Origin of the sequence: Aquihabitans sp. G128 (assembly GCF_019048865.1) — a bacterium.
Lineage (GTDB): Bacteria > Actinomycetota > Acidimicrobiia > Acidimicrobiales > Iamiaceae > Aquihabitans.
The window spans coordinates 3943750-3967880 of record NZ_CP077604.1 but is presented as its reverse complement, the minus strand read 5'-3'; the positions used below and the strand labels follow the sequence as shown (position 1 = coordinate 3967880).

Sequence of the window (24131 nt, the reverse complement as noted above, 5' to 3'; positions counted from 1 at the left end):
GATCAGGGTGGGCGCGCCCCCCGTCGGACCGGATCCGCGACCGGCTCGCAACGACCGTGACCCCTGCCACGGCAACGAAGATCCGAGCGATCCGCCCGGTTCGACCACCCCGTGTGGCGAATGCGCTGCTCAGCCGCTTTACCTGGGCCCCGCGCGTCCCTATACTCCCGCAGAACGAATGAACGCACGGCGCGGGCATCGTCTACGGGAGAGCGGAACACCATGATCAAAAAGGGAATGCTGGGTGCGGTGCTCGCCATCGCCACCCTCCTCATCTTCAGCGGCGCGGCGAACGCGGAGTACGGCGGCCCCTCCACGGTCACGGTTGTCCAGGGTGAGACCATCTCCGTGACCGGTGACGGCTGCAACCCCGGCGCCACGGTGACCTTCACCATCACCAACGGGTCCTACGAGGTCGGCGCCGGCACCACCACCGCCGGTGACGACGGCTCTTACACGAGCACCATCACCGTCCCGTCGGACGCCCCGGTCGGCACGGCCACGGCCACCGCCACCTGCGACGGCCCCGACGGCACCGTGACCAAGGTCCTGAACCTGAACATCACGGCCGCCGCCGCCCCGGTCAGCTCGGGCACCCTGCCCCGCACCGGTTCCGACAACACGCAGACCCTGGTCGGCGTGGGCGCAGGCTTCCTGCTCCTCGGTGGCACCCTGGCGATCGGTGCCCGGCGCACCCGCCGCTCCACCGTCGCCGCCTGATCAACCGCACGACCGTCGCAGAGGTCCCTGCCCACCAGGCAGGGACCTCTGCGCGTTTTCCCCATCGTCCGCCCAGCCCCACCCCGAGGCCGTGACGTCCCATGAGCACCCCTGACGACGTCGTCGTCGCCGAGGACCTGCGCCGCACCCACGGGCGAGGTGCCACCAAGGTGGCGGCGGTCGACGGCATCAGCCTGCGCCTGCCCCGGGCCAGCTTCACGGTGGTGCTCGGCGCCTCGGGCGCCGGCAAGACCACGCTCCTCCACCTGCTCGCGGGCCTGGAGGCCCCCGATGCCGGTACGGTCACGGTCGGCGGCGTCGACCTGGCCAGCCTCAACGAGGCGTCTCGCACGGTCTTCCGCCGCCGGTACATCGGCCTGGTCTTCCAGCACAGCGAGCTGGTGCCCTACCTCACCGCACGGAGCAACCTCTTGTTGCCCTACCTCCTCGACAAGCGCGATCCCGATCCCGCCTGGATGGATCGCCTGACCCGTGCGCTCGGCATCCACGAGCGCCTCGAGCAGCTGCCCGGCCAGCTGTCGGGCGGCGAGGAGCAGCGCGTGGCGCTGGGTCGGGCCCTGGCCACCAAGCCCGAGGTGCTGATCGCCGACGAGCCACACGGCAACCTCGACGTCCGCCAGGGCGAGCAGGTGCTGCGGCTGCTGCGCTCCACCACCGACCGCTTCGGCCAGACCGTGCTGCTGGCCACCCACGACCCCCGGGCCATCGGCTTCGCCGATCGGGTCCTGGTGCTGCGCGACGGCGTCGTCGCCCACGACATCAGCTCGCCCGACGTCGACCACGTGACCGGGCTGCTCGCCTCGTGACCCGCCCGTCCTCGCGCGCCGCCCGGGCGCGCACCCGGTGACGTTCAACGCGCTGCTCACCGCCGCGCTCCGGTTCCAGCGCCGCCACATCCTCGGCCGCACCATCGCGGTGGCGGCCGGGCTGGTCATGGTGGTGGCGGTGTTCGAGCTCCAGGGAGCGCTGGACCGGGGCGTCGCCACCGCACCCGCCGACCTCGGCCCCGGCACCTCCGTGGTGGTCCGCGGCGCGGCGGCGTTCAGCAACTTCGGCGAGGTCCAGCGGCCCGGCATCCCCGTCGACGCCATCGCCACGATCGCCGCGTCGGGCGGGGTGACCCGGGCCGAGGGCGACGACCACGGCGCCGTCGGCGTGCTCCACGAGGGGCGGCGGGCCGGCGCCACGCTGGGCACGTGGTTCGAGGACGACGGCCTGCGGCCGGCGACGCTGGTGGCGGGCGACGCGCCCGCCGACCTCGGCGTCGGGGTCAGCACCGACCTGGCCGACGACCTGGGCCTGTCGGTCGGCGACCCGATCGAGCTGGTGGGCCGGGCCCGGGCCGACGCCACGGTGACGTCGATCGTCCAGAACCGCTCCAGCGGCTCGGCGGTGCCCGACGTCTACGCCTCCCTGCTCACCGCCAACGCCCTGGTGGGCCGCGACGGCGTGGTCGGCCAGGTGGTGGTCGCCGGCACCGGCACCGAGGACCAGGTGGCCAGCGCGGTCTTCGTGGCCAACCCGGACTTCGAGACCCTCACCAAGGCCAAGTTCGACGCCGAGCGCACCGACGCCGAGCACGACCGGGCGGTCGGCACCCGCAAGCTGCTCACCCTGTTCGCCGGGATCGCGGTGGCGGTGACGGGCTTGATCGTCGTCTCGGGCACCGCTGCCGCCGTCGTGCGCCGCACGGGTGAGCTGGCGACGCTGCGCACCGCCGGCGCCACCCCCGACAGGTCCGGGCCCTCGTGCTCACCGAAGCGGCCACCGTCGGCCTCGTCGGCGGGCTGATCGCCGGGCCCCTGGGCACCGCCATGGCCCTGGTCCTGAACGACAAGGCCGACGGGCTCGGGCTCACCACCCCCGATGCCGGGCCCCGCCTCGACCTGGCGGTCCTCGCCCTCTCGGTCGGCCTCGGGGTGGTCCTGGGCCTCGTCGGCGCCTACCTGCCCGCCCGCCGCGCCGGCCGGCTCTCGGTCCGCGCCGCGCTGGGGGACCTGGGCGAGCCCACCCGGCGGCTGGTCGGGCGCCGCGGTCGTCGGCGCCGTCATCGCCGCCGCCGGGATCATCGTCTCGGGCACCGGCTCGCGGGCCGACGCCGACCTCGGGCGGGCCGGCCTCGCCGGCCTCCTCCTGGTCGCCGGCTCCTGCATCCTGGCCGCCGCCCTCGTGGGCGTGATCACGGGCCTGCTCGCCCGGGTGGTGCCCACGCGGCGCTGGCCGGTGCTGCGCCTCGCCGTGGGCAACCTGGCTCGCTCGCCGGCCCGTACCGCCGGCACGGCCGTGAGCGTGCTGGTGGGCATCGGGCTGGTGCTGCTGACCACCGTCTTCACCAGCAGCTTCCAGGCCAACATCACCAACTCGGTGGACCGGCTCTACCGGGCCGACGCCGTGGTGGCGCCCCGCTCGGACGTGCCCGGCATCGCGCGGACCGACGGCACCGCGCTCACCACCGCCCTCGGCGTGCAGGCATCGACGCCCATCCGCCAGGGCTCGATCAAGTTCGGCTCGAACGTCGGCACCGCCATCGCGCTCGGTCGCCCCGGCACCTTCCTCGGACCGGCGTTCAGCCGCAGCACCGTGGCCGCCGTGAAGGCCGACCCCAAGGGCATCCTGGTGCGCTCCGGGCTGGGGCTTTCCAAGGGCGACAAGGTGACCGTCACGGGCGCCGAGGGCGAGTCGGCCACCACCGTCGCCGGCACGTTCGACGGACGGATCGTGAACGGCTCGGGCGGCCAGATCGATGCCGTGCTCCCCCTCGCCCTCGCCGACCAGGTGCTGCGGCCCGGGCCCGACGACGCCGTGCTGGTCGACACCATCGGCGAGGTCGGCCCGGCCGAGCTGCGCCGCCGCGCCGCCGAGGACCCGGCCATCGACGTGCTCAGCGTCGGCGGGCTGGCCAGCCGGACCGCCTCGTCAGCGGACCGGGCCTTCCAGCTCTCGGTCGCCCTGCTGGCGATGACGCTGATCACCTCGGTGATCGGCCTCGCCAACACGGTGGCCGCCTCGGTGGCCGAACGTCGCCGCGAAGTCTCGGTGCTGCGGGCCCTGGGCCTGGGGGCCGGCCAGCTGGCCAAGCTCGTCACCCTCGAGACCGCGATCCTCGCCGCCCTCGTGTCGGCGGCCGCCACCGCCATGGCGGTGGCCACGGGCACCCTGCTGATCAGCAGCGTGGCGCCGGCCGGCACGCCGATCAGCGTGCCGTGGGTCCGGCTCGCCGCCCTGGCGGTCACGGCCACGGTGCTGTGCTCGGCCGCCGGCCTCGTGCCGGCGCTCCGCGCCACCCGCATCCCGGTCAACGAGGGGCTGGTCGAGGAGTGACCGAGTTGGCCCCCACCACCGTCCGGCGCGCCCCCCACGGGCGGGGCCCGCCGCAGGCCGGGGACGCCACGGCGGCGTCCCCCCCGTCGACGCCGGTCGTCCCGCTTCGCCCTGCGCAGCGAGGGGGGGCGCGCTGGCCGGGCTGAGCCTGGCGGTGCTGGTGGTGACGATCGCCCACCGCTTCGGCGACATCCTCCCCGAGACCAAGCTCGACCTGCTCACCGACCCCGGTCGGTTCCTCTCGCGGGCCACCTTCTTCTGGGACCCGTCCGCCGACTTCGGCCGCATCCAGAACCAGGCCGTCGGCTACCTCTGGCCCATGGGGCCCTTCTACCTGCTCGGCAGCGCCCTCGGCATCCCGCCGTGGTTCACCCAGCGCCTCTGGATCGCCACCCTGGTGATCCTCGCCCTGTGGGGCATGCACGCCGTGCTCCGCCGGCTCGAGGTGGGCACGCCCACGAGCCGGGTGGTCGGCGCCGCCGCCTACGCCCTGGCCCCCAGCTTCCTGTCGTCGATGATCTACCAGTCGGCGGCGCAGATCCCGGTGGCCGCGCTGCCGTGGATCATGGCGCCGCTGCTGCGCCGCGACGAGGACGGCACCATGCCCGCCGGTGCCGTCTGGCGCTCGGCGCTGGCCGTGGCCTGCATCGGCGCGGTCAACGGCGCGGCCGCCGTCATCGTCCTGGTGGTGCCAGCGCTGTGGTTCGTGAGCCGGAAGCGCCCGCTGCAGCACTGGCGGCTGGCGGGCACGTGGGGCGTGGCCTCGATCCTCGGCATGGCGTGGTGGCTGGCGCCGCTCACCCTGCAGGGCCGCTACGGCTTCGCCTTCACGCAGTACACCGAGCGCGCCGACCTGACGACGGCCACGCAGTCGGCCACCGAGGTCCTCCGGGGCACGGGCAGCTGGCTCTCCTACCTGGTGGTCGACGGCCACCCGCTGGTGCCCGGCGCCCGGGCGATGGCCATCGACCGGGCGTCGATCATCGCCACCCTCCTCGTGGCCGGCGTGGGCATGGCCGGGCTGCTGCGACGCGACCTGCGCGAGCGGACCTGGCTGGTGGCGACGTTGCTGCTCGGCCTGGTCGCCACCGGCCTGGCCTTCGTCGGTCCGCTCGACGGCTTCGCCGCTGGCCCGGCTCGCACGCTGCTCGACGGGGCCCTGGCCCCCTTCCGCAACGTCCAGAAGTTCTCGGCCCTCGTGCGCTTCCCGCTGGCCATCGGGGTCACCCACCTGCTCGCCGTCGGGAAGCTGCCGAGCTGGACGCGCGTGGGGCGTTCCGCCCGGGCGCCGCGCATCGCGCTGCTGGCCATGGTGCTGGCCGTCTTCCTCCCCGTGGCCCGCTACCAGCAGGCCGGGCTCAGCCCCGACGGCTCGTTCGAGCAGATCCCGACGTACTGGAAGCAGGCCGTCAAGTGGGTCGACGCCAACGGCGACAGCCGGCGGACCCTGCTGGTGCCGAGCAGCTCGTTCGGCGAGTACACGTGGGGACGACCGCTCGACGAGCCGATCCAGGGGCTGTCGAACGAGGCGTGGGCCGGGCGCAACATCATCCCGCTCGGCGGCTCGGGCCCCACCCGGCTGCTCGACGAGCTCGACCGGCGGCTGGTCAACCGCGAGCTCGGCACCGGCACCGCCGAGCTGCTGGCCCGCATGGGCGTGCGCTACCTGGTGGTCCGCAACGACCTCGACCGCGCCCGCACCCTCTCCCCCGCGCCGGGCCAGCTCCGCGCCGCGCTCGAGGACGTGCCCCAGCTGCGCCGGGTGGCGGCGTTCGGGCCCACCGTCGGCCCGTCGCTGCTCGGGGACCAGCTCACCACCGAGTTCGGACCGGCCTCGGGGGAAGGCCTGCGAGCGATCGAGGTGTGGGAGGTCCAGTCGCCCACCAACCGGGTCATGGCCTACGACGCCAAGGCCACCCTGGCGGTGGACGGCGGTCCCGAATCGCTGTTCCCGCTGGCCGACGCCGGCCTGCTCTCGGGCCGGGCGACGGTCATGGCCGACGCCGGCGCCACCGGCATGACCGCCGACGGCTGGGCCGTCACCGACACCACCCGTCGCCGCGACACCACCTTCTCCACCGTCCGTGATGACGTGTCCTACACGCTGACCCCCACCGAGGACGCGCCCGACACCGGGAAGGCCCCGCAGGACCGCCTCGAGCCGGTCTTCGACGACCAGCGGGCCACCGCCGGGCTCACCGGTGTCGCGTCCATCCGCGCCTCGTCGTACTCCCTCAGCTCCCAGACGCGGTACCCCGGCACCCAGCCGTGGGCCGCCTTCGACGCCGACCCGGACAGCGCCTGGTACCCCTCCACCTCGGGCTCGCCCATCGGCGCCTGGGTCGAGACCACCTTCGACGGGCCGACCCCCGTCGCCGAGGTGACGATCTCCCGACCGGCCGACGACGTCGCACGCGTCGAGAAGGTCCGCGTCACCACCGACCACGGCTCGAAGGTCGCGTCGTTCGGCAAGAAGGACACGATGGTGGTGCGGTTGCCCGCCGGCGCCACCTCGTCGATCCGCTTCACCATCGCCGGCGCGGTGCGCGCCGGGCCCGGCTTCGGCGCGCCGGGCCTCAGCGACATCCGCCTGGCCGGCATCGACCTGTCCCGCCCGGTGGTCCCGGTGGCCACCCGGCCCGACTGGGCCAAGACCGACGGGCCACCCGTCCTGGTGTTCGACCGCTCTCGCACCGACCGGACCAACCGCCTCAAGCGCGACGAGGACGCGGTGCTCGACCGCCGCTTCGACCTCGACGACGCCGGATCCTTCGACCTCACCCTGGCCGGCTCTCCGGTGCCCGGGCCCGCGCTCGACGAGTTGCTCGGAGACCTGCGCACGAACCTGGGTGCGGTCGACGCCGGGGTGGTCGCGTCGTCGGTGTGGCAGGACCTGCCGGCGTTCACGTCCGATGCGGCCCACGACGACGACCTCACCACGTCCTGGGTGGCGGCCGTCGACGATCCGGCCCCGTCGCTCACCATCAAGTGGGACAACCCCGTGACGTTGAGCCGGATCCGGATCCAGGGCCCCGGGTTCCCGGGCGAGCCCATCGGCCGGGTGCGCCTCGAGTCGCCCAGCGGCGTGCGCACGGTCAACGTCGGCGACGACGGGGTCGGCCGGTTCGCGCCCCTGAGCACGCGGTCGGTGGTGATCCGGCTGACGGCGCCGGGCGAGGCCCCGTTCGCGGTGGCCGAGCCCATCATCCGGTCGATCAGCGAGGTCTCGTTCGACACCCCGGTGCCGCCGGTCCGCTCGATCGCCGACCGGCAGGCGGTGGGCCTGCCGTGCGGCAAGGGCCCGGTGCTCCGGATCGACGACACCACGGTGCAGACCTCGGTGGCCACCACCTACGGCGCCATCGAGCGCCAGGAGCCGGCCCTCGTGGTGGCCTGCGACCCCAAGGTCGACCTCTCGGCCGGGACGCACCGGATCCGCTCCGAGGCCGGCAACGCCTTCAGCATCGACGGCACGGTCCTCGATCCCGGCGACCGGGGCAACGTCGCCGCTGCCCGCACCACCCGGGTGGACCTGTGGGACACCGACTCGCGGCGGGTCGAGGTGGGCGCGGGCGACGCCGCCGTCCTGGCCACCACCGAGAACGCCAACCCCGGGTGGAGCGCCACGTACCAGGGGCGCAAGCTGAAGCCGGTCACCATCGACGGCTGGCGCCAGGGCTGGCAGCTGCCCGAGGGGCCTGCCGGGCTGGTGGAGCTCCGCTTCGATCCGGGTGTGCGCTACCGGGGCCTCCTCGCCGCGGGCGTCGTGCTCCTCCTCGTGCTGGTGCTCCTGAGCTTCGCCGGCGTCCGACGCCTCGTCCCGATGCGCCGGCGGCCTCCGTCACGCCTCGAGCCGCTCGACGGGCTGCCGATCGCCGTGGTGGCGGTGGTGGCCTTCGTGGCCACGGCTGCGCTCGCCGGGCCGGTGTGCCTGTTCGTGCCGTTCCTCTTCCTGGCTCGGCGCGAGCGCGTGCTCACCCTGATCATGGGGGCGGCGGTGGCCCTGGCGGCCTTCGCCACGCTCCGCTCCCCGCTGGGCTCGACGTTCGCCGGCACGGGCAGCTTCTCGGCCCTGGCCCAGTCCGCCGCCACCCTGGCCATCGGCGCCGTCGCCCTCGGCCTGCTCCGCGGGGGCGGCGACCCGGCCCTCGCCGTGGCCGGCGCGACACCCGACGTGTCGCCGGAGGCCAGCACCGGTGGCCCAGCGGGCGGCGTCGTGGCAGCCGAAGCCGACGGCGATGCCGGCGCCGACGCAGAAGCCGACGGCGACGGGGGCGGAGCGGCTGCGACTGCGGCTCCGCCTGCGGTGGCGCCTGCTGAGGCCGCCGGTGCCGAGCCTGCCGCCGGCGCCGGCCCGGTCGGGCCCGACCCATCGGACGGCGTCGGTGCCGTGGACGATGCCGACGCCGAAGCGACGAGCGGCGTCGAGGCGGACGATGCGGACGCCGATCAAGAGGCCGACGACGGGGCCCGAGGCCCCGACGACCAGCCGACCTGACCGCTCGTCGCCGGGGTTCACGCCGGGCGACTCCCCGCACGGTGTCGACCGATCGGACGAACCGGCGCAAAGCGCCTCACCCTGCCCATCGCTCCCTCGCCCCCATCCGCCGACCTGCTCACCCGGGAGCACCTCGGCGGCGATTCGACGTCGATTCGCCGCCGAGATCGACGCCGCCGCCAGGGGCGGGTCAGGTCGGCGGTCGGGCCGTCGGCGATTCGAGGCAGACGAGGTCAGCGTGACCTGGTGGCATCGGATTCGACGTCGATTCGGTGCCGAGGGCCCACCGGGCGATCGACGGAGATGCGAGCAGCCCCGGCCTCAGCCCGGCCCCCGTCCGTGCCGGCGGCGCCAGCCGGCGGCCGCCGACGGGAGCCGCCCGCCTACTTGGTGGCGGCGAGGACCTTGAAGTCGTCCCAGTTGGCGAAGTCCCGGGCGTCGATGGGCTTGGGGCCGGTGTCGTCGAGGAAGGCGAAGATCCCGACGCCGGTGGCGTCGTAGTCGAGCTTGGCGTCGTCGAAGGAGTTGCGCACGGTGCCGTTGGTGAGCACCTCGACCTTCGACCCCTTGGCTCGGATCCCGATCACGTCGCCCACCTGGACGCCGGAGAGGTCGGTGTTGCCGAAGATCTTGTCGATCTCGCCGTTCTCGAAGCGGGCCAGGGTGTACGTGCCGTAGTCGCTGGTGGCGAAAAGGCCGATGAACCGGTCCGGCGAGGCCACGCGGATGGCGATGCCGGCGCGGTCGACCGGCGACGGGAGCTTGGCCTCGACGGTCACGTCGGCGCTTCCGGCGTCGACGGTGGCCAGCTGGACCTTGGAGTCGGGCGACACCGCGGTCGTGCGGGCCACGCCCTTCTCGATGCTGATGGTGCCGACGTTGTTGGTCCACGGCCCGAGCCCGGGGAAGGTGCCGAGGTCCGGCGCATCGGCCCGCTTGAAGTCGTCGACCTTGGTGGCCTTGCCGTCGAGGTCCGGGTCCGAACCCGGGTCGGGCGTGGTGGCGGGGGTCGTGCCGCCGGCTCCCGGATCGGCTGCGCCCGTCGGCGCCGAAGCGGCCGGCGGATCGGCGGCCTTCTCGTCGTCCTTGTTGTTGATGGCGAGGAAGACGACGACGCCGACCATCACCAGGACCAGCACGCCCATGATCAGCAGCAGCGAGGACGACTGGCCCGAAGGCCGGACCCACTCGTCGGCCACAGAGCGAGGTGCGCCCTCGGACGCCGCCTCCGGCTCCGGTTCCGGATCCGGGCCCCAGCCGTCGTCGACGTCGTCCCGAGCGCTGTCGACGACCGGGCGAGGCTCGTCGAGGTCCGCCGCGAAGGGCTGGTCCTCGATGTCGAGGGGCTGGTCATCGTTCGGCATGCGCTCTCCCTGTCGACGTGGCGGGCCCGTCGGACCTGCCGGCAGCGGCTCGTCAGCCGTTCGCGCCAGCCGCGAGCGTAGCGTTCGCCCCATCGTCCACCGGGGCGCCGTCGGCGTCGACGGCTCCCGCCCGCTTGCGCCGACCGCCCCCACGGAACGGGTCGAGGTGCTGCAACGGCCGCTCGATCACGAAGTAGAGGACTGCGGCCAGCGCGCTCGACGCCGCCAGGGAGATCACGGCGAGCCACAGCGTGGGCAGCAGCTCGGGGGTGAGCAGCAGGTGCTCGTGCTGGATCCAGCTCATCAGCGGCAGGTGGATGAGGAAGATGCCGTAGGTGAGCTCGCCCCACCAGCGCAGCACCGGCGTCGAGAGCGCCTTGCCGAGCGGCGTGGTGCCGTGCTGGTCCACCACCAGGGGCATGACGAGCAGCGCGGCGATCAGGACCTTGACCAGGTCGCGGCCGGTGCCCTCCATCATCGAGACCGGCTCCGGGAACGGCGGGAAGCGGTACCAGCTGGTGACCAGGATCAGCCCGGCGGCGGCCGCCCAGGGCAGCGCCCCCAGGTTGCGCAGGAGGGCGAAGAGGCGCCCGGGCTGGCGGCGCTGGCCCTCGGCCACGCTGAGCACGGCGAGGGCCATGCCCACGGCGAAGGCGTCGGTGAACCGGAACAGGACGGCGAAGCCGATGACGTGCTGGCCGCTGTAGAGCCAGAGCTTGTAGCCGACGGCGATGGCGCCGAGCACGCCACAGGCGATCCACTCGTCGAGGACCCGCTTGCCCGGCAGCCCCTTCGAGAAGCGCATGACCAGGTTGTGGATCGGGAGGTAGGCGTAGAACGACACCTCGGTGCAGAGGCTCCACGCCACCACGAGGCCGAGGCCGAACGCGATGGCCACGGAGTCGTACACCTGGAGCAGCGCAGCGATGCGCCACGGCTGCCAGCCGGTGCCCAGCTCGGCTTGGCCCCGCCACGCGGCGATGAACAGCACCGCCCAGTAGGCGGGGAAGATCCGACGGAAGCGGTGCCAGGCGTAGCGACCGATCGACTTGCGGGGCGTGCCCGCCAGACGGGCCGACACCATGGGGCGGTAGAGGAGGAAGCCCGATAGCACGAAGAAGATCGGCACGCCGAGGTCGAACAGGGAGAACAGCGGGCCGATGCCGCCGTCGCGATCCAGCCCGGTGCCGCCGCCCGACGACGCAGCGTGGAAGACCACGATCAGCACGGCGCTCAGCAGGCGGAGGCCGTTCATGGCCTGGAACCTCGGCGCCCGCCCGGTGGTCTCCGGCGCGGGCGCGTCCATCGTCGTGCTCACGGCCATCGGCGCATCGTAGGGCGTGGATCGGCCTCGCCGGGTGGGCGGTGCGCTGCGCCGCTCAGCCCGGCAGGGGCTGGTTCCACTCGGTCCACCCGTGGCCGGTCCGCCCGTCGCTGGCGGTGAACCGCGTCCAGGCGCGGGGGAAGCGGCTGGTGCGCCCGTCGGGAGCGGTGAGCAGCACCGGCGAGAAGGCGACCGGCTCGACCTGCAGCTCCAGGTCGCCCACCTGCCAGCGGGCCCGGTCGGGCAGGCCGAGCCGGCCCAGGTCCTCGGAGCGCACCGCCCGGTCGGTGCCGACGAGCGGCCCTCCCGGCGCCTGCACGTAGCCGGTCCCGTACACGGGCACGCCACCGAGGTCCACGCTGGTCCCGTGGAAGCGGGTGCCGTCGTCGAGCCGACCGGCGGTCCAGCTCCACGCCATGCCCCACCAGTCGCGGGGGCCCCAGGAGTGGTCACGCTGGCCCCAGCCGTCGACGTTGAGGACCTCGGAGCCCACCAGCACCTCGCCGTGCACGCGGCACGGCACCTCGTAGCGGTCGACGCCCGGGTAGGCGTAGGTGCCCCCGTCGGTCTCCCACTCCAGGTCCATCCCGAACGGCACCCGATCGCCGCGCAGGTCGCCGTAGACCTCGGTGGGGTCGTCGACGCCCACCGCGAATGCCTCCACCCCCACCGTCACGTGGTCGAGCGCGGTCTCCACCGTGTAGTCGGCCCACAGGCCGTCGGTCCGGATCTCGGTCCCATCCGCCGCGGGCAGCTTCACGTCGTGGTCGATGACGGTGACCAGCGGTCGATCGGGGCCGACGAGGCACGCCCAGTACCACGCCCGGTCCAGACCAGCGCACAGGCCGAGGCGGACGTAGCCGGCGACGCCCAGGGCCGGATCGAAGAAGTCCAGGTAGTAGCTCTCGCTCCACAGCTGCTCGGGACCGGGGGCGTGGCGCCCCTCGTCGGCCGGGCGGGCCGGGGACCCTGTGGTCGGTTCGGACACGGCGTCAACCTCCGGGGACGGGCTCGGCCGACCCTAGGCGCCCGGGCCGACGGTGGGCCGGCGGTAGCGTGGCCCGGATGCTCAGCTTCCTCTCCCCGGAGTGGCTCGGCGCGCTCGACGAGGCGGCCCGCCTCGACCCGGCGCTGGCCACCGCCACCGCGGCGATCGACCTGGTGGTCGAACAGCGGGTGACCGAGCCCGACGGGAGCGAGGTCGCCTACCACGTGGTCTTCGACCACGGCCGGGTGTCGGTGGTGGGCGGACCGGCGCAGGAGGCCACCGTGCGCTTCCGCCAGGACCGGGCCACGGCCCTCGCCATCGCCGCCGGGGTCGACTCGGCCCAGCGGGCGTTCATGACCGGGCGGCTGCAGGTGGGCGGTGACCTCCGCGTCCTGCTCGACCAGCAGGACGCCCTCGCGGCGCTCGACGACGTCTTCGCCGGCGTCCGGGCCCGCACCGACCTGGGGGCCGAGCCCCACGTCGCCGGGAGCCCCGATGCCTGAGCTTCCGGAGCTCCAGGCCCACGCCGAGCGCCTCGACGCCGACTTCGCCGGTGCCGTGCTCGCCGGGTTCCGCCCCATCACCTTCACGGCGCTCAAGACCTTCGACCCCGATCCGGCCACCGCCGTGGGCTCGCCGCTCGTGTTCGTCGGCCGGCGGGGCAAGTACCTGCTCCTGGACGTGGGCACCGTCACGTTCGTCGTCCACCTCATGCAGGGCGGGCGGCTCAAGCCGGACGAGAAGCAGTCGGCCAAGCCGCGCGGCGGCATCGCCCGCTGGACGTTCGAGGACGGACGCGCCCTGCTGCTCACCGAGCCCGGCACCGAGCGCAAGGCCGGCGTCTGGGTGGTGGCCGGCGACCCCGAGCACGAGGCGCCCCTGGCGGGGTTGGGCCCCGACGCCGACCAGCTCGACGCCACCACGTTGGGCGACCTGCTCGCCGAGCACTCGGTCCGGCTGCACGGCTTCCTGCGCGACCAGCGGATCCTGGCCGGCATCGGCCGTCGCCTCGCCAACGAGATCTGCCACCGGGCCAAGCTGTCGCCCTTCGCCAACACCCGGAAGCTCGACCGGACCCAGATCGAGCAGCTGGCCGAGGCCATGCGGGCGTGCATCAACGAGTCGCTCGCCGCCGAGCGCGGACGCACCGAGCTGGTGAAGTCGGCCGAGCGCGAGGGCAACGTCCACAACCGGGTGGGCGAGGCGTGTCCGGTGTGCGGCGACACCATCCGGTCCGTGGAGTACCGCGCCTACACCGTCGCCTACTGCCCCACCTGCCAGACGGCCGGCAAGGTGCTGGCCGACAACACCACCAGCAAGTTCCTCAAGTAGCAGCCGGAGACGCGACGAGGGCGGCCGCCGGAGCGACCGCCCTCCTCGGACCTCGGTGCGGGCTGGGGCTAGATGAGCCCGAGCTCCTTGACCGCGTCACGCTCCTCGGCCAGCTCGGCGTTGCTGGCGTCGATGCGGCCCTTGGAGAAGTCGTCGAGCTCCAGGCCCTGCACGATCGACCACGTGCCGTCCTTGGTGGTGACGGGGAACGAGCTGATCAAGCCTTCGGGCACCCCGTAGCTGCCGTCGGACGGGACCGCCATGGAGACCCAGTCGCCCTCGGGCGTGCCGGCCACCCAGTCCCGCATGTGGTCGCACGCGGCGCTGGCCGCGCTGGCCGCCGATGAGGCGCCTCGGGCCTCGATGATGGCAGCGCCGCGCTTCTGGACGGTCGGGATGAAGTCGCCCTCCAGCCACGCCTGGTCGCCGACGGCCTCGGCGGCGTTCTTGCCGCCGACCGTGGCGTGGAACAGGTCCGGGTACTGGGTGGCGGAGTGGTTGCCCCAGATCGTCATGTTGGTGATGTCGTTCACGCTGGCGCCGGTCTTGGCGGCGAGCTGCGCCTTGGCCCGGTTGTGGTCGAGCCGGGTCATGGCCGTGAACTGCTCGTCCGCCAGGTCCGGCGCGTTGTTCATGGCGATGAGGGCGTTGGTGTTGGCCGGGTTGCCGACGACCAGCACCTTGCAGTCCTTCTTGGCGCTCTCGGACAGGGCCTTGCCCTGCACGGTGAAGATGGCGCCGTTGGCGGCGAGCAGGTCGCCGCGCTCCATGCCCTTGGTGCGGGGGCGGGAGCCGACCAGGAAGGCGAGGTCGGCGTCGGCGAAGGCCACGTTGGCGTCGTCGGTCTTGACGATGCCGGCGAGCAGCGGGAAGGCGCAGTCGTCGAGCTCCATGGCCACGCCGTCCAGGGCGCCCAGGGCCGGGGTGATCTCGAGCAGCTGCAGGATCACCGGCTGGTCGGGGCCGAGCACCGCGCCGCTGGCGATGCGGAACAGCAGGCTGTAGCCGATCTGGCCGGCAGCGCCGGTCACCGCGATGCGTACGGGCTCGGTGGTCATCTGGGGTCTCCTCGGTGGGGATGCGGATCGGAGGCAGGGGCCTCGTGCGAACCCTACCCACCCGCTCCGGCCGCTCCCGAATGGGCGAGGAGCCTTGGCCGGCCCCGTTCAGGGGGTCTGGTCGACCATGGTGAAGGGCCCGCGGCGCGGCCCGGCGGACGGGTGCGGGCCCGGGCCGTCGAAGTCCTCCGACCGGCGCCGCACGGTGCGCAGCCAGTAGCGGGCCGACGGGCCCGACCAGTTGTTGGTGATGCGACCCGACGCCGTCTTGTACCAGGAGTGGCAGCCCGCAGCCCACACGGTGCGGTCCAGCTCGGCGACCAGGCGACGGTTCGACGCCGCCTGCGCCTCCGGGCGGACGTCGCGCCACGGGAGGCCGTCCTCGACCAGGTCGCGGATGCAGGTGAGGGCGTAACCGATCTGGCGTTCGAGCATGAACACGATGGAGTTGTGGCCCAGGTTGGTGTTGGGCCCGTAGAGCAGGAACAGGTTCGGGAAGCCGCTGACGGTGATGCCGAGGTGGGCCTCGGCGCCGGCGGCCCACCCGTCGTGCAGGTCCCGACCGGCGCGGCCCGTGACCCGCATGGGCGCGAGGAAGCCGGTGGTCTGGAACCCGGTGCCGAACACGATCGTGTCGACCGGGTGGGTGGTGCCGCCCGCCACCACGCCCTCGGGCACGATCCGCTCGATGGGCTCGGTGATCACCGCGACGTCGGGGCGCAGGAGGGTCGGGTACCAGTCGTTCGAGATCAGGATCCGCTTGCAACCCAGGGGGTAGTCGGGCACGACCACCTCACCGGGGAGGTCGACCGAGACCAGCTCCCCCAGGCCCTTGTCGAACGCCTTCTGCGCCAGGGGCGCCGTGCGGGACCCGTCGGTGAACAGGCTCCAGCGGGCCTCGAACCGGGCCCAGATCGAGGCCCGGTAGAGGCGTTGCAGGGTCGGGAAGCGGGCGAAGGCCCACTTGGCCCGCTCGGAGAACTCGCCGTCGGGCTTGGGGCCGACGTAGTTGGCGCTGCGCTGGAAGAGGCGGAGCGACCCGGTGGTCCCGGCCAGCTCGGGGACGAACTGGATGGCGCTGGCGCCGATGCCGATCACGGCCACGTCCCGGCCGGACAGGTCGTGGTCGTGGTCCCAGCGGGCCGAGTGGAACGCCGTGCCGGCGAAGTCGTCGAGGCCCGGGATGTCGGGCACGTGGGGGCGGTTGAGCTGGCCGGTGGCGGAGACGACGACGTCGACGTCGTCGGTGGAGCCGTCGGCGAAGGCCAGGTGCCAGCAGCCCTGCTCCTCGTCGAAGGCGGCCTCGACGACCTCGGAGCCGAAGGCCAGGTGGGGGCGGAGGCCGAAGTCGTCGGCCACCGACTCGAGGTAGTCGAGGATCTCGGGCTGCTCGGGGAACCTCCGGCTCCAGTCGGCCTTCGGCGCGAACGAGAGGGAGTAGAGGTGCGACGGCACGTCGCACGCTGCGCCCGGGTAGCGGTTGTCGCGCCACGTGCCGCCCAATCGGTCGGCCTTCTCGTGGATGGTGAAGGTCTCGATGCCGGCCTGGCGGAGGCGCACGCCCATGCCGAGGCCGCCGAACCCGGAGCCGATGATCGCGACGCGCGGGGTCGGCGTGCCGGCTGCGAGCGGTGGGGCGTGCGAACCGGGCAGGCGGGCGGCCCGGCGTCGAAGGGGCTCCGGGAGCCGGTCGCCCAGGCGGGCCGTCCACGACGTGAGGCGGACGGAGTCGGTCACGAGACCGACCGTAGCAACCTTGACCGCTCGGTCAAGTGGGTTCGGCGGGGCGGCGCCGGACTGGCATGCTCGGCGGGTGCTCGCCGCCGTCTTCGTCTACGGGACGCTCATGCCCGGCCACCTCCGCTGGGGGCTGATCGCGCCGTCGGCGGTGGGCAGCCGGCCCGCCAGCGTCGAGGGCCAGCTCTACGACACGGGCCAGGGGTGGCCGGCGGCGCGGTTCACCCGGCCCCTCGGCGTGGCCACCATCGCGTCGGGGGCGCCTGCTGCTCTGGCGACGGTGCCCGGCTGGTGGGTGGAGCTGGCTCCGGGCGCAGCGGCCTCCCTGCTCGGCCAGCTCGACGAGGTCGAGGGCGCGGTGCTGGCCGAACCGGGGAGCGGGATCGGGACCGACCCGGTGCCGGGCGGGTACCGCCGGGTCCGGGTGCTGACCGCCGCCGGCGACGAGGCCTGGGCCTACGAGGCCCTGGAGGTCGAGCCGGGCTGGGTGCCGGTCGACGCCTGGGTGGGGCGCGACGAGAACTGAGCGCGGCACGGCCGGGCCCTGGGGCCCGGCCGTGTCTAGCCCGTTCGTGCTGCGGCGCTGCGGTACTGCGGCGCTGCGGTACTGCGGTGCGCCGGTGCCCTGGGGTCAGAGCTGGAGGGACTTGGTCTGGAGGAACTCCTCCAGGCCGAACTTGCCCAGCTCGCGGCCGTTGCCGGAGCGCTTGTAGCCACCGAAGGGGGCGAGCGGGTTGAACGACCCGCCGTTGACCTCGAGCTGGCCGGTCCGGACCCGGCGGGCGACGGCCTTGGCGCCCTCCTTGTCGGCGCCCCACACGCCACCCGAGAGGCCGTAGACCGTGTCGTTGGCGATGGCCACGGCGTCGTCGACGTCGTCGTAGGGGATCACCGAGAGGACCGGTCCGAAGATCTCCTCCTGGGCGATGGTCATGTCGTTGCGCACCCCGGCGAACACGGTGGGCTTCACGTAGTAGCCGGTGGGCAGGTCCTCGGGCTGCTCGGGACCGCCGACGGCGAGGGTGGCGCCCTCGTCGATGCCCTGCTGGATGAAGCCCCGGACCCGGTCTCGCTGGACGTCGGAGATGACCGGGCCGAGGAACCCGGCGCCGGTGGCGGGATCGCCGATGGTGTAGGTCTTGTTCACCTCGTCGACGAGGATGTCGACGATCTGGTCGTGCTTGTCGGCGGGGACGAGCAGGCGGGTGAACGCCGTGCAGGTCTGGCCCGAGTTGAGGTAGGCGCTGCCGACGGCTGCCCGAGCGGCCTTCTCGAGCTCCTCGCCGTCGAGGTCGGGAAGGAGGATGTTGGCGGACTTGCCGCCGAGCTCCAGGGCCACCCGCTTGACCGTGGGGGCGCCGAGCTCGGCGACCCGGGTGCCGGCGCGGGTGGAGCCGGTGAAGCTGACCATGTCGACGTCGGGGTGGGAGGCGATGGCCTCGCCGACGACGGGGCCGGTGCCGGAGACGAGGTTGAACACGCCGGCCGGCAGGCCGATGCCGTCGATGATCTCGGCCAGCAGGAACGCGTTGAGCGGAGCGACCTCGCTGGGCTTGAGGACCACGGTGCACCCGGCGACGAGCGCCGGCGCCACCTTCGCCACGATCTGGTGCAGCGGGTAGTTCCAGGGCGTGATGGCGCCGACGACGCCGACGGGCTCCTTCACCACGAGGGAGTTCCCGATCTCCTCTTCCCAGACGTACTCCTCGGCGATGGCCGGGTAGCTGCCGGAGACGGCCTGCGGCAGGCCGGCCTGGATGAGCTGCGAGAGGAAGATCGGCATGCCGACCTCACCGGTGATGGTCTCGGCGATCTCCTGGTTGCGGGCGCCGATGCCCTCGGACAGGGCCTGCACGTACTTGGCGCGGTCCTGCGGGCTGGTCTGCGCCCAGCCCTCGAAGGCGGCCTTGGCGGCGGCCACGGCCTTGTCGACGTCGCCCGCCGTGCCGGCCGGGACGCTGCCCATGACCTGCTCGGTCGAGGCGTTGACCACCTCGATGGTCTCGCTGCTCTCCGGCGCGACCCACGCGCCGTCGATGTACAGCTTGGAGAAGTCCTGCATCTGGTTGCCTCCCGGCATGTCGTACCCCTGGCTGGGCACGCTATCGCCCGAGTTCGCCGGATGCCCCGGCGGGTCGAGGTGACGGGTTCCCCGGGCCGGGCGCGCTGCAGAGCGGGGTTCGAGCCAGCGGCGGCCGTGGTCTTCGGCCGGGCCGGGTCCGGCGCCTCCCACCGGCGGTGGGAGGCGCGCGGCGACCGAGGCGACCGAGGCGACCGAGGCGACCGAGGCGACCGACCGCCGACCGCCGACCGCCGACGCCGACCGCGGCGACCGCGGCGACCGCGGCGACCGCGGCGACCGGGTTGGTCGTGCGGGTGCACCTCGGCGGCGATTCGACGTCGATTCGCCGCTGAGGTGCTCCCGTCGGACCGTTCGATGTCAGAGGGGCGCGAGAAGCTGTTGGGGCCTTCCCGCTCGCCGCACCTCCGGCCTCGCCTGCATCGCCCACACGCCCGAGCGAGGAGGTCCCTTCGATGGACCCCGCACCACCCCTTCCGGACCCGCCACCCCCACCCTCACCCCCACCTCCACGACCCGCCCCCGGACCCGTCAGCACGGCAGCCGACCCGCAGGACGAACCGGGTCACGGCATCCACGAGGACCCTGCCGACGTCCCCGGCTGGGCCACCGCTCCCTCGCGGCGGCCGCACCCCGTCCCCCACCGCCGCCCGATCATCGCGGGTCGCGGCCTGCTGCACAGCCGACGCTGGTCCACCCTGTCCCCGGGCACCCGCCGCCAGCTCCAGATCGACCGGGACGAGCGGCTGCACGAGGTCGGACAGCTCGATCGCCAGATCGACCTGTTGACCCGGCGTCGCCTCGACGCCCTCGCCGCCGTGGACGAAGCCCGAGAGCTGCTCTGGCCCGTCGTCCCGCATCACAAGGGCCGACGACCACCCGCCGTCGGCGAGCTGCCGATCCCCCCCGGCCCAGCCCGACGCCCGCGGGCTCGCCGGACGAGCCCTCCGGGAGACCTGCCGCTCGGTGCTGCGGCAGCACGGGCCTCTGCCCCTGCGGTCACTGCACACCTGGCTGCACCACTACGGCTACGTCATCCCCCACGCCCACCCCGTGAAGGCTCTGGCCGACGCCATGGGCTGGGAGGTCGAGCAGGGCCGCGTCGAGCGGGTGGCACGAGGCACCTACGCCATCGCCCGCAACGAGACCACCACCCGCTGGTTCCGAGGCCTCGAACCACCGCTCGTCGACCCGTGGCTCGACCACGACCAGCCGTCGAGGGCGGGACACCCCGGCTTCCTCGCCCCACGCGAGCCGATCGGCGACCCGTTCGCACCGCTGGACGCCGAGCGCGCCCGACGGGCGACGACGCCCGGCCAACGGTCCGGCACCGACCACCCGAGCTGACCCAGATGACCATGTCGACCCGAGCGACCGGGCCGAACCCGAGCACGCTCCGGGACCCGAGCGCGCTCCCGCCCTCGGTCGGGCCGCCGACCCCGAGGGCGGCGGGTCGCCTGGAGCTTCAGCTGGTGGCGACGGTGTCGGTGTCGCGACCGCTGCGCAGGACGGTGCCGGGCAGCTCCCCGGTGGGCTTGCCGTCGACCACGGTGACGGTGCCGTTGACCAGCACCCGCACCACCCCGATCGAGTCGGCGGTGAGCCGGGGCGAGTCGCCGGGCAGGTCGTGCACCAGCTCGGCCAGCTCCGAGCCCACGGTCTCGGGGTCGACGATCGTGATGTCGGCGTGGAACCCCTCGACCAGGAGGCCTCGGTCTCGCAGGCCGAACAGGGTGGCGGGCACCTCGGTCATGAGCTGCACCGCCCGCTCCACGGGGACCAGCTTGCGGCCCCGCAGCGTGTCGCCCAGGAAGCGCGTGGGGAACGGCGCTCCGCACATGCGGTCGAGGTGGGCACCGGCGTCGGAGCCCCCGAGCATCGCCCGGTCGTCGGCCCACGTCTGGCGGCGCAGCTCCCACGAGTCGGCGTCGCCGTCGGGCGGGATGGGCCAGAGGACGGTGCGCAGCTCGTCGGCCACCACCACGTCGATGAGGGTGGCGAAGGCCTCCTGGCCCCGCTCCGCAGCGAGGTCGCCGACCCGGCGGCCCTTGAGCCCCTCGTTGGCCTCGGAGTAGGTGTCGCCCAGGATGTAGTTCTCGAAGTCGGCGAGGCGCTTGAAGACCCCCGCCTCGGGAGCCTGCGAGAGGGCCTGCATCTGGGCCTGCACGTCGGGATCCTGCAGCTTGGCGATGCGCTCGGGCACCGGCAGCCCCAGCACGAGGTCCTTCCACCCGGGGATGAGGAACAGCCCGCAGTGGTTCAGGAAGCTCATGTTCATGGGCACCTGCACGGGGAGGGTGAGGGCCACGATCCGTCCGCCCTTCTCCGCCGCCCGGTCACCGGCGGAGAGCTGGCGCGGGATGCGGCCCGGCTCCCGCGAGTCGATCGTCATCACGTTCCAGTTCAGCGGGCGCTTCGCCGTGGCCGACATGTCGGAGAACAGCTCGATCTCCTCGTCGGAGAACCGATCGAGGCACCCGTCGGTCATGGCCTCGAGGGTCGTGCCGGGGTGCTGCTCGACCACCTCGCACAGGGCGAGGATCTCCTCGTTCGTGGCCCACCGCGACGCCACCGGCTGGCCGTCACCGTCGGAGTGGGTGCGGCTCAGGGTGGTGGAGAAGCCGAGCCCACCGGCCTGGATGCTCTCGGCCAGCAGCGACTGCATGGCCGCCACCTCCTCCGGCGTGGCCTCGTTGCCCACCGATCCGGGGCCCATCACGTATCGGCGCAGCGCGTTGTGGCCCACCAGGAAGCCGGCGTTGACCCCCACCTTGCCGTCGAGCTGGTCGAGGTACTCGGCGAAGCTCTCCCAGTTCCACGGCACGCCCTCTTCCAGGGCAGCCACGGACATGCCCTCGACGCTGGCCATGAACTCCCGGGTGTAGGCGGCGTCCTCCGCCTTGAGCGGCGCCAGCGTGAAGCCGCAGTTGCCGCCGATGACCGTGGTGACGCCGTGGACGTTCGACGGCGACGCGCCGCCGTCCCAGAACAGCTGGGCGTCGTAGTGGGTGTGGGGGTCGATGATGCCGGGGATCACCAGCAGCCCGGTGGCGTCGATGACCGCGGCGGCCTCCTCGGTGACCTCGCCGATGGCCACGATGCGCCCGTCGCGGACGCCGACGTCGGCCACCCGGGCCGGCGCGCCGGTGCCGTCGACGACGGTGCCACCCTTGATCAGCTGGTCGAGCATGTGACGAGACCTCCGCAGGAGCGAGACGGGCGCCGTTTCTGACGCTCCGTCAGATCCTACCGCCCAGGTCGCCGACCCTGCCGTTCGTGGTCCCTGGCCACCGTCGGTAACGTCACTCGGACGGTTGCCCGCCTGGTCGGGCCTGCCGTCCCCTCCGCTCGCGATGGAAGAGAAGCGAAGACGCCATGACCGACTCCTCGAAGATCATCTACACCCACACCGACGAGGCGCCCGCCCTGGCGACCTACTCGTTCCTCCCGATCGTGGCGGCCTTCGCCGAAGCCTGCGGCGTCGACATCGAGACCCGGGACATCTCCCTGGCCGGACGCATCATCGCCAGCTTCCCCGACCGCCTCACCGAGGACCAGCGCATCGGTGACGCCCTCGCCGAGCTGGGCGAGCTGGCCCTGCGCCCCGAGGCCAACATCATCAAGCTCCCCAACATCAGCGCCTCGGACCCCCAGCTGAAGGCGGCCATCAAGGAGCTGCAGGCCAAGGGCTACGACCTCCCCGACTTCCCCGACGAGCCGTCCACCCCCGAGGAGCAGGACGCCCGGGCCCGCTACGACAAGGTCAAGGGCAGCGCGGTGAACCCGGTGCTGCGTGAGGGCAACTCGGATCGCCGTGCCCCGAAGCCGGTCAAGGAGTTCGCCCGCTCGCACCCCCACTCCATGGGCCCGTGGACCTCGTCGTCCAAGACCCACGTCGCCACCATGTCCGGCGGCGACTTCCGCAGCAACGAGCAGTCCCGCACCTTCGCCGAGCCCACCACGCTGCGCATCGAGCACGTGGCCGGCGACGGCTCGGTCACGGTGCTGAAGGACTCCCTGGCCATCCTCGCCGGCGAGATCGTCGATGCCACGGTCATGAGCAAGCGGGCCCTCGAAGCCTTCCTCGCCGCCGAGATCGCCGACGCCAAGGCCCAGGGCGTCCTCTTCTCGCTGCACCTCAAGGCCACCATGATGAAGGTCTCGGACCCGATCATCTTCGGCCACGCCGTGAAGGTGTTCTTCGCCGACGTGTTCGCCGAGCACGGCGAGCTGCTCGATGCCATCGGCGCCAACCCCAACAACGGCCTGGGCAACGTGCTCGGCGCGGTGGCCGGGCTGCCCGAGGACCAGCGGGCCCCGATCGAGGCCGGCATCGCCGCCGCCTTCGCCGACGGCCCGGCGGTCGCCATGGTCGACTCCGACAAGGGCATCACCAACCTGCACGTGCCCAGCGACGTCATCGTCGACGCCTCCATGCCCGCCATGATCCGCACGTCGGGCCAGATGTGGAACGCCGCCGGCGAGCAGCAGGACACCAAGGCCGTCATCCCCGACAGCAGCTACGCCGGCGTCTACGTCGCCACCATCGAGTTCTGCAAGCAGCACGGCGCGTTCGACCCGGCCACGATGGGCTCGGTGCCCAACGTCGGGCTCATGGCCCAGAAGGCCGAGGAGTACGGCTCCCACGACAAGACCTTCGAGGTCCCCGCCGACGGCACCGTGCGGGTGGTCGACGCCGACGGCACCACCCTGATGGAGCACAGCGTCGAGGCCGGCGACATCTGGCGGGCCTGTCAGGCCAAGGACGCCGCCATCCAGGACTGGATCAAGCTGGCCGTCACCCGGGCTCGCGCCTCCGGCGCGCCGGCGGTCTTCTGGCTCGACGAGACCCGCGCCCACGACGCCGAGCTCATCGCCAAGGTCCGCCAGCACCTGCCCGACCACGACACCGACGGCCTGACCATCGAGGTCATGGCTCCGGCCGACGCCACCCGGTTCTCCCTGGAGCGCATCCGCAACGGCGAGGACACCATCTCGGTCACCGGCAACGTGCTGCGCGACTACCTCACCGACCTGTTCCCGATCCTCGAGCTGGGCACCAGCGCCAAGATGCTCTCGATCGTGCCGCTGATGAACGGCGGCGGCCTGTTCGAGACCGGCGCCGGCGGCTCGGCCCCCAAGCACGTCCAGCAGTTCGAGCGGGAGGACCACCTCCGGTGGGACTCGCTCGGCGAGTTCCTGGCCCTGGCCGTCTCGTTCGACCACCTCAGCACCGTCGCCGGCAACGCCGGGGCGAAGGTCCTGGGCGAGGCGCTCGACGTCGCCACCGCCAAGCTGCTCGACAACGGCAAGAACCCGTCCCGCAAGGCCGGCGAGCTCGACAACCGCGGCAGCCACTTCTACCTGGCCCTCTACTGGGCCGAGGCCCTGGCGGCGCAGACCGCCGACGCCGCCCTGGCCGAGCGCTTCGCTCCGCTCGCCGCCGCGCTGGCCGCCAACGAGGAGGCCATCATCGGCGAGCTGAACGCCGTGCAGGGCAAGCCCGTCGACATCGGCGGCTACTACGCCCCGGACCCGGCGCTGGCCACCGCCGCCATGCGCCCGAGCGCCACGTTCAACGAGGTGCTCGCCGGCCTCGGCTGATCCGGGCGGCCGCAGCCCGCACCCGGCGAGGCATCTCGGCAGGACGTCCCGGCGGGGGCCGGCCCAGCCCACAGCACCACGAAC

17 protein-coding genes and 1 pseudogene are annotated in these 24131 nt (G+C 73.3%); 11 read left to right on the top strand and 7 right to left on the bottom strand.

Going from position 1 to position 24131, the window contains the following annotated elements:
• The first annotated feature begins 222 nt into the window (after positions 1-222).
• From KSP35_RS19020 to KSP35_RS25315, 6 genes and pseudogenes are all read left to right on the top strand, one after another.
• Positions 223-720: an LPXTG cell wall anchor domain-containing protein gene (locus KSP35_RS19020; protein WP_216997346.1), complete on the top strand. Its 498-nt coding sequence runs from the start codon at positions 223-225 to the stop codon at positions 718-720.
• A 101-nt stretch (positions 721-821) separates the two neighbouring features.
• The gene (locus KSP35_RS19015; protein ID WP_216997345.1) at positions 822-1547 is read left to right on the top strand and encodes an ABC transporter ATP-binding protein; all 726 of its coding nucleotides are present in this window, start codon (positions 822-824) and stop codon (positions 1545-1547) included.
• A 37-nt stretch (positions 1548-1584) separates the two neighbouring features.
• Positions 1585-2532 (top strand): hypothetical protein, encoded by a 948-nt coding sequence (locus KSP35_RS19010; RefSeq protein ID WP_216997344.1) that lies wholly within the window; start codon positions 1585-1587, stop codon positions 2530-2532.
• Positions 2490-2657: pseudogene (locus KSP35_RS26180) on the top strand (hypothetical protein); the annotation flags it as partial. The gene KSP35_RS19010 and the pseudogene KSP35_RS26180, both read left to right, overlap by 43 nt.
• On the top strand, positions 2608-4062 hold the full coding sequence (locus KSP35_RS19005) for an FtsX-like permease family protein (protein ID WP_216997343.1): 1455 nt from the start codon (positions 2608-2610) through the stop codon (positions 4060-4062). The pseudogene KSP35_RS26180 and the gene KSP35_RS19005, both read left to right, overlap by 50 nt.
• 154 nt (positions 4063-4216) lie before the next feature.
• Positions 4217-8560 carry an alpha-(1->3)-arabinofuranosyltransferase family protein gene (locus tag KSP35_RS25315; RefSeq protein ID WP_216997342.1) on the top strand — a complete coding sequence of 1448 codons (4344 nt, stop codon included), beginning with the start codon at positions 4217-4219 and terminating at the stop codon, positions 8558-8560.
• 383 nt (positions 8561-8943) lie between these two features.
• Here the strand turns inward: KSP35_RS25315 and KSP35_RS18995 are convergent, their stop codons facing one another.
• From KSP35_RS18995 to KSP35_RS18985, 3 genes are read right to left on the bottom strand one after another with little or no spacing between them, the layout of a single operon-like run.
• Complete coding sequence (locus KSP35_RS18995; RefSeq protein ID WP_216997341.1) at positions 8944-9924, bottom strand: hypothetical protein; 981 nt, start codon at positions 9922-9924, stop codon at positions 8944-8946.
• Between the two features lie 52 nt (positions 9925-9976).
• Positions 9977-11248 carry an acyltransferase gene (locus tag KSP35_RS18990; protein WP_216997340.1) on the bottom strand — a complete coding sequence of 424 codons (1272 nt, stop codon included), beginning with the start codon at positions 11246-11248 and terminating at the stop codon, positions 9977-9979.
• Between the two features lie 55 nt (positions 11249-11303).
• Positions 11304-12236 (bottom strand): hypothetical protein, encoded by a 933-nt coding sequence (locus tag KSP35_RS18985; RefSeq protein ID WP_216997339.1) that lies wholly within the window; start codon positions 12234-12236, stop codon positions 11304-11306.
• A gap of 77 nt (positions 12237-12313) precedes the next feature.
• Between KSP35_RS18985 and KSP35_RS18980 the strand changes: the two genes are divergently transcribed.
• Together KSP35_RS18980 and KSP35_RS18975 are read left to right on the top strand one after the other, a co-directional pair.
• Positions 12314-12739 (top strand): SCP2 sterol-binding domain-containing protein, encoded by a 426-nt coding sequence (locus KSP35_RS18980; protein WP_216997338.1) that lies wholly within the window; start codon positions 12314-12316, stop codon positions 12737-12739.
• The gene (locus KSP35_RS18975) at positions 12732-13568 is read left to right on the top strand and encodes a DNA-formamidopyrimidine glycosylase family protein (RefSeq protein ID WP_216997337.1); all 837 of its coding nucleotides are present in this window, start codon (positions 12732-12734) and stop codon (positions 13566-13568) included. The genes KSP35_RS18980 and KSP35_RS18975 overlap by 8 nt, the downstream gene beginning before the upstream one ends.
• A 68-nt stretch (positions 13569-13636) precedes the next feature.
• Here KSP35_RS18975 and KSP35_RS18970 read toward each other — a convergent pair whose 3' ends face one another.
• On the bottom strand, positions 13637-14626 hold the full coding sequence (locus KSP35_RS18970) for a malate dehydrogenase (RefSeq protein ID WP_216997336.1): 990 nt from the start codon (positions 14624-14626) through the stop codon (positions 13637-13639).
• A 108-nt stretch (positions 14627-14734) separates the two neighbouring features.
• Positions 14735-16363, bottom strand: coding sequence for an NAD(P)/FAD-dependent oxidoreductase (locus KSP35_RS18965; protein ID WP_216997335.1), 1629 nt, complete (start codon positions 16361-16363; stop codon positions 14735-14737).
• Positions 16364-16439: 76 nt separating this feature from the next.
• Here KSP35_RS18965 and KSP35_RS18960 point away from each other — a divergent pair, with 76 nt between their 5' ends.
• The gene (locus KSP35_RS18960; protein WP_216997334.1) at positions 16440-16889 is read left to right on the top strand and encodes a gamma-glutamylcyclotransferase; all 450 of its coding nucleotides are present in this window, start codon (positions 16440-16442) and stop codon (positions 16887-16889) included.
• A 105-nt stretch (positions 16890-16994) separates the two neighbouring features.
• Here the strand turns inward: KSP35_RS18960 and KSP35_RS18955 are convergent, their stop codons facing one another.
• The gene (locus tag KSP35_RS18955; RefSeq protein ID WP_217002291.1) at positions 16995-18425 is read right to left on the bottom strand and encodes an aldehyde dehydrogenase family protein; all 1431 of its coding nucleotides are present in this window, start codon (positions 18423-18425) and stop codon (positions 16995-16997) included.
• A gap of 984 nt (positions 18426-19409) precedes the next feature.
• Between KSP35_RS18955 and KSP35_RS18950 the strand changes: the two genes are divergently transcribed.
• Positions 19410-19790, top strand: coding sequence for a hypothetical protein (locus KSP35_RS18950; protein WP_216997333.1), 381 nt, complete (start codon positions 19410-19412; stop codon positions 19788-19790).
• A gap of 118 nt (positions 19791-19908) precedes the next feature.
• Here the strand turns inward: KSP35_RS18950 and KSP35_RS18945 are convergent, their stop codons facing one another.
• The gene (locus KSP35_RS18945; RefSeq protein WP_216997332.1) at positions 19909-21633 is read right to left on the bottom strand and encodes an amidohydrolase family protein; all 1725 of its coding nucleotides are present in this window, start codon (positions 21631-21633) and stop codon (positions 19909-19911) included.
• Between the two features lie 185 nt (positions 21634-21818).
• On the opposite strand from KSP35_RS18945, the gene KSP35_RS18940 reads away from it, so the two are divergent.
• Complete coding sequence (locus KSP35_RS18940; protein WP_216997331.1) at positions 21819-24047, top strand: NADP-dependent isocitrate dehydrogenase; 2229 nt, start codon at positions 21819-21821, stop codon at positions 24045-24047.
• Positions 24048-24131 lie beyond the last annotated feature (84 nt).

What these genes read in the sequence shown, in the direction of transcription:
- KSP35_RS18995 (WP_216997341.1), bottom strand. Translation starts at nt 9,924, where the DNA reads ATGCCGAACGATGACCAGCCCCTCGACATCGAGGACCAGCCCTTCGCG.
- KSP35_RS18970 (WP_216997336.1), bottom strand. Translation starts at nt 14,626, where the DNA reads ATGACCACCGAGCCCGTACGCATCGCGGTGACCGGCGCTGCCGGCCAG.
- KSP35_RS18955 (WP_217002291.1), bottom strand. Translation starts at nt 18,425, where the DNA reads ATGCAGGACTTCTCCAAGCTGTACATCGACGGCGCGTGGGTCGCGCCG.
- KSP35_RS18980 (WP_216997338.1), top strand. Translation starts at nt 12,314, where the DNA reads ATGCTCAGCTTCCTCTCCCCGGAGTGGCTCGGCGCGCTCGACGAGGCG.
- KSP35_RS19005 (WP_216997343.1), top strand. Translation starts at nt 2,608, where the DNA reads ATGCCGGGCCCCGCCTCGACCTGGCGGTCCTCGCCCTCTCGGTCGGCC.
- KSP35_RS18975 (WP_216997337.1), top strand. Translation starts at nt 12,732, where the DNA reads ATGCCTGAGCTTCCGGAGCTCCAGGCCCACGCCGAGCGCCTCGACGCC.
- KSP35_RS18990 (WP_216997340.1), bottom strand. Translation starts at nt 11,248, where the DNA reads ATGGCCGTGAGCACGACGATGGACGCGCCCGCGCCGGAGACCACCGGG.
- KSP35_RS19020 (WP_216997346.1), top strand. Translation starts at nt 223, where the DNA reads ATGATCAAAAAGGGAATGCTGGGTGCGGTGCTCGCCATCGCCACCCTC.
- KSP35_RS18945 (WP_216997332.1), bottom strand. Translation starts at nt 21,633, where the DNA reads ATGCTCGACCAGCTGATCAAGGGTGGCACCGTCGTCGACGGCACCGGC.
- KSP35_RS18940 (WP_216997331.1), top strand. Translation starts at nt 21,819, where the DNA reads ATGACCGACTCCTCGAAGATCATCTACACCCACACCGACGAGGCGCCC.
- KSP35_RS19015 (WP_216997345.1), top strand. Translation starts at nt 822, where the DNA reads ATGAGCACCCCTGACGACGTCGTCGTCGCCGAGGACCTGCGCCGCACC.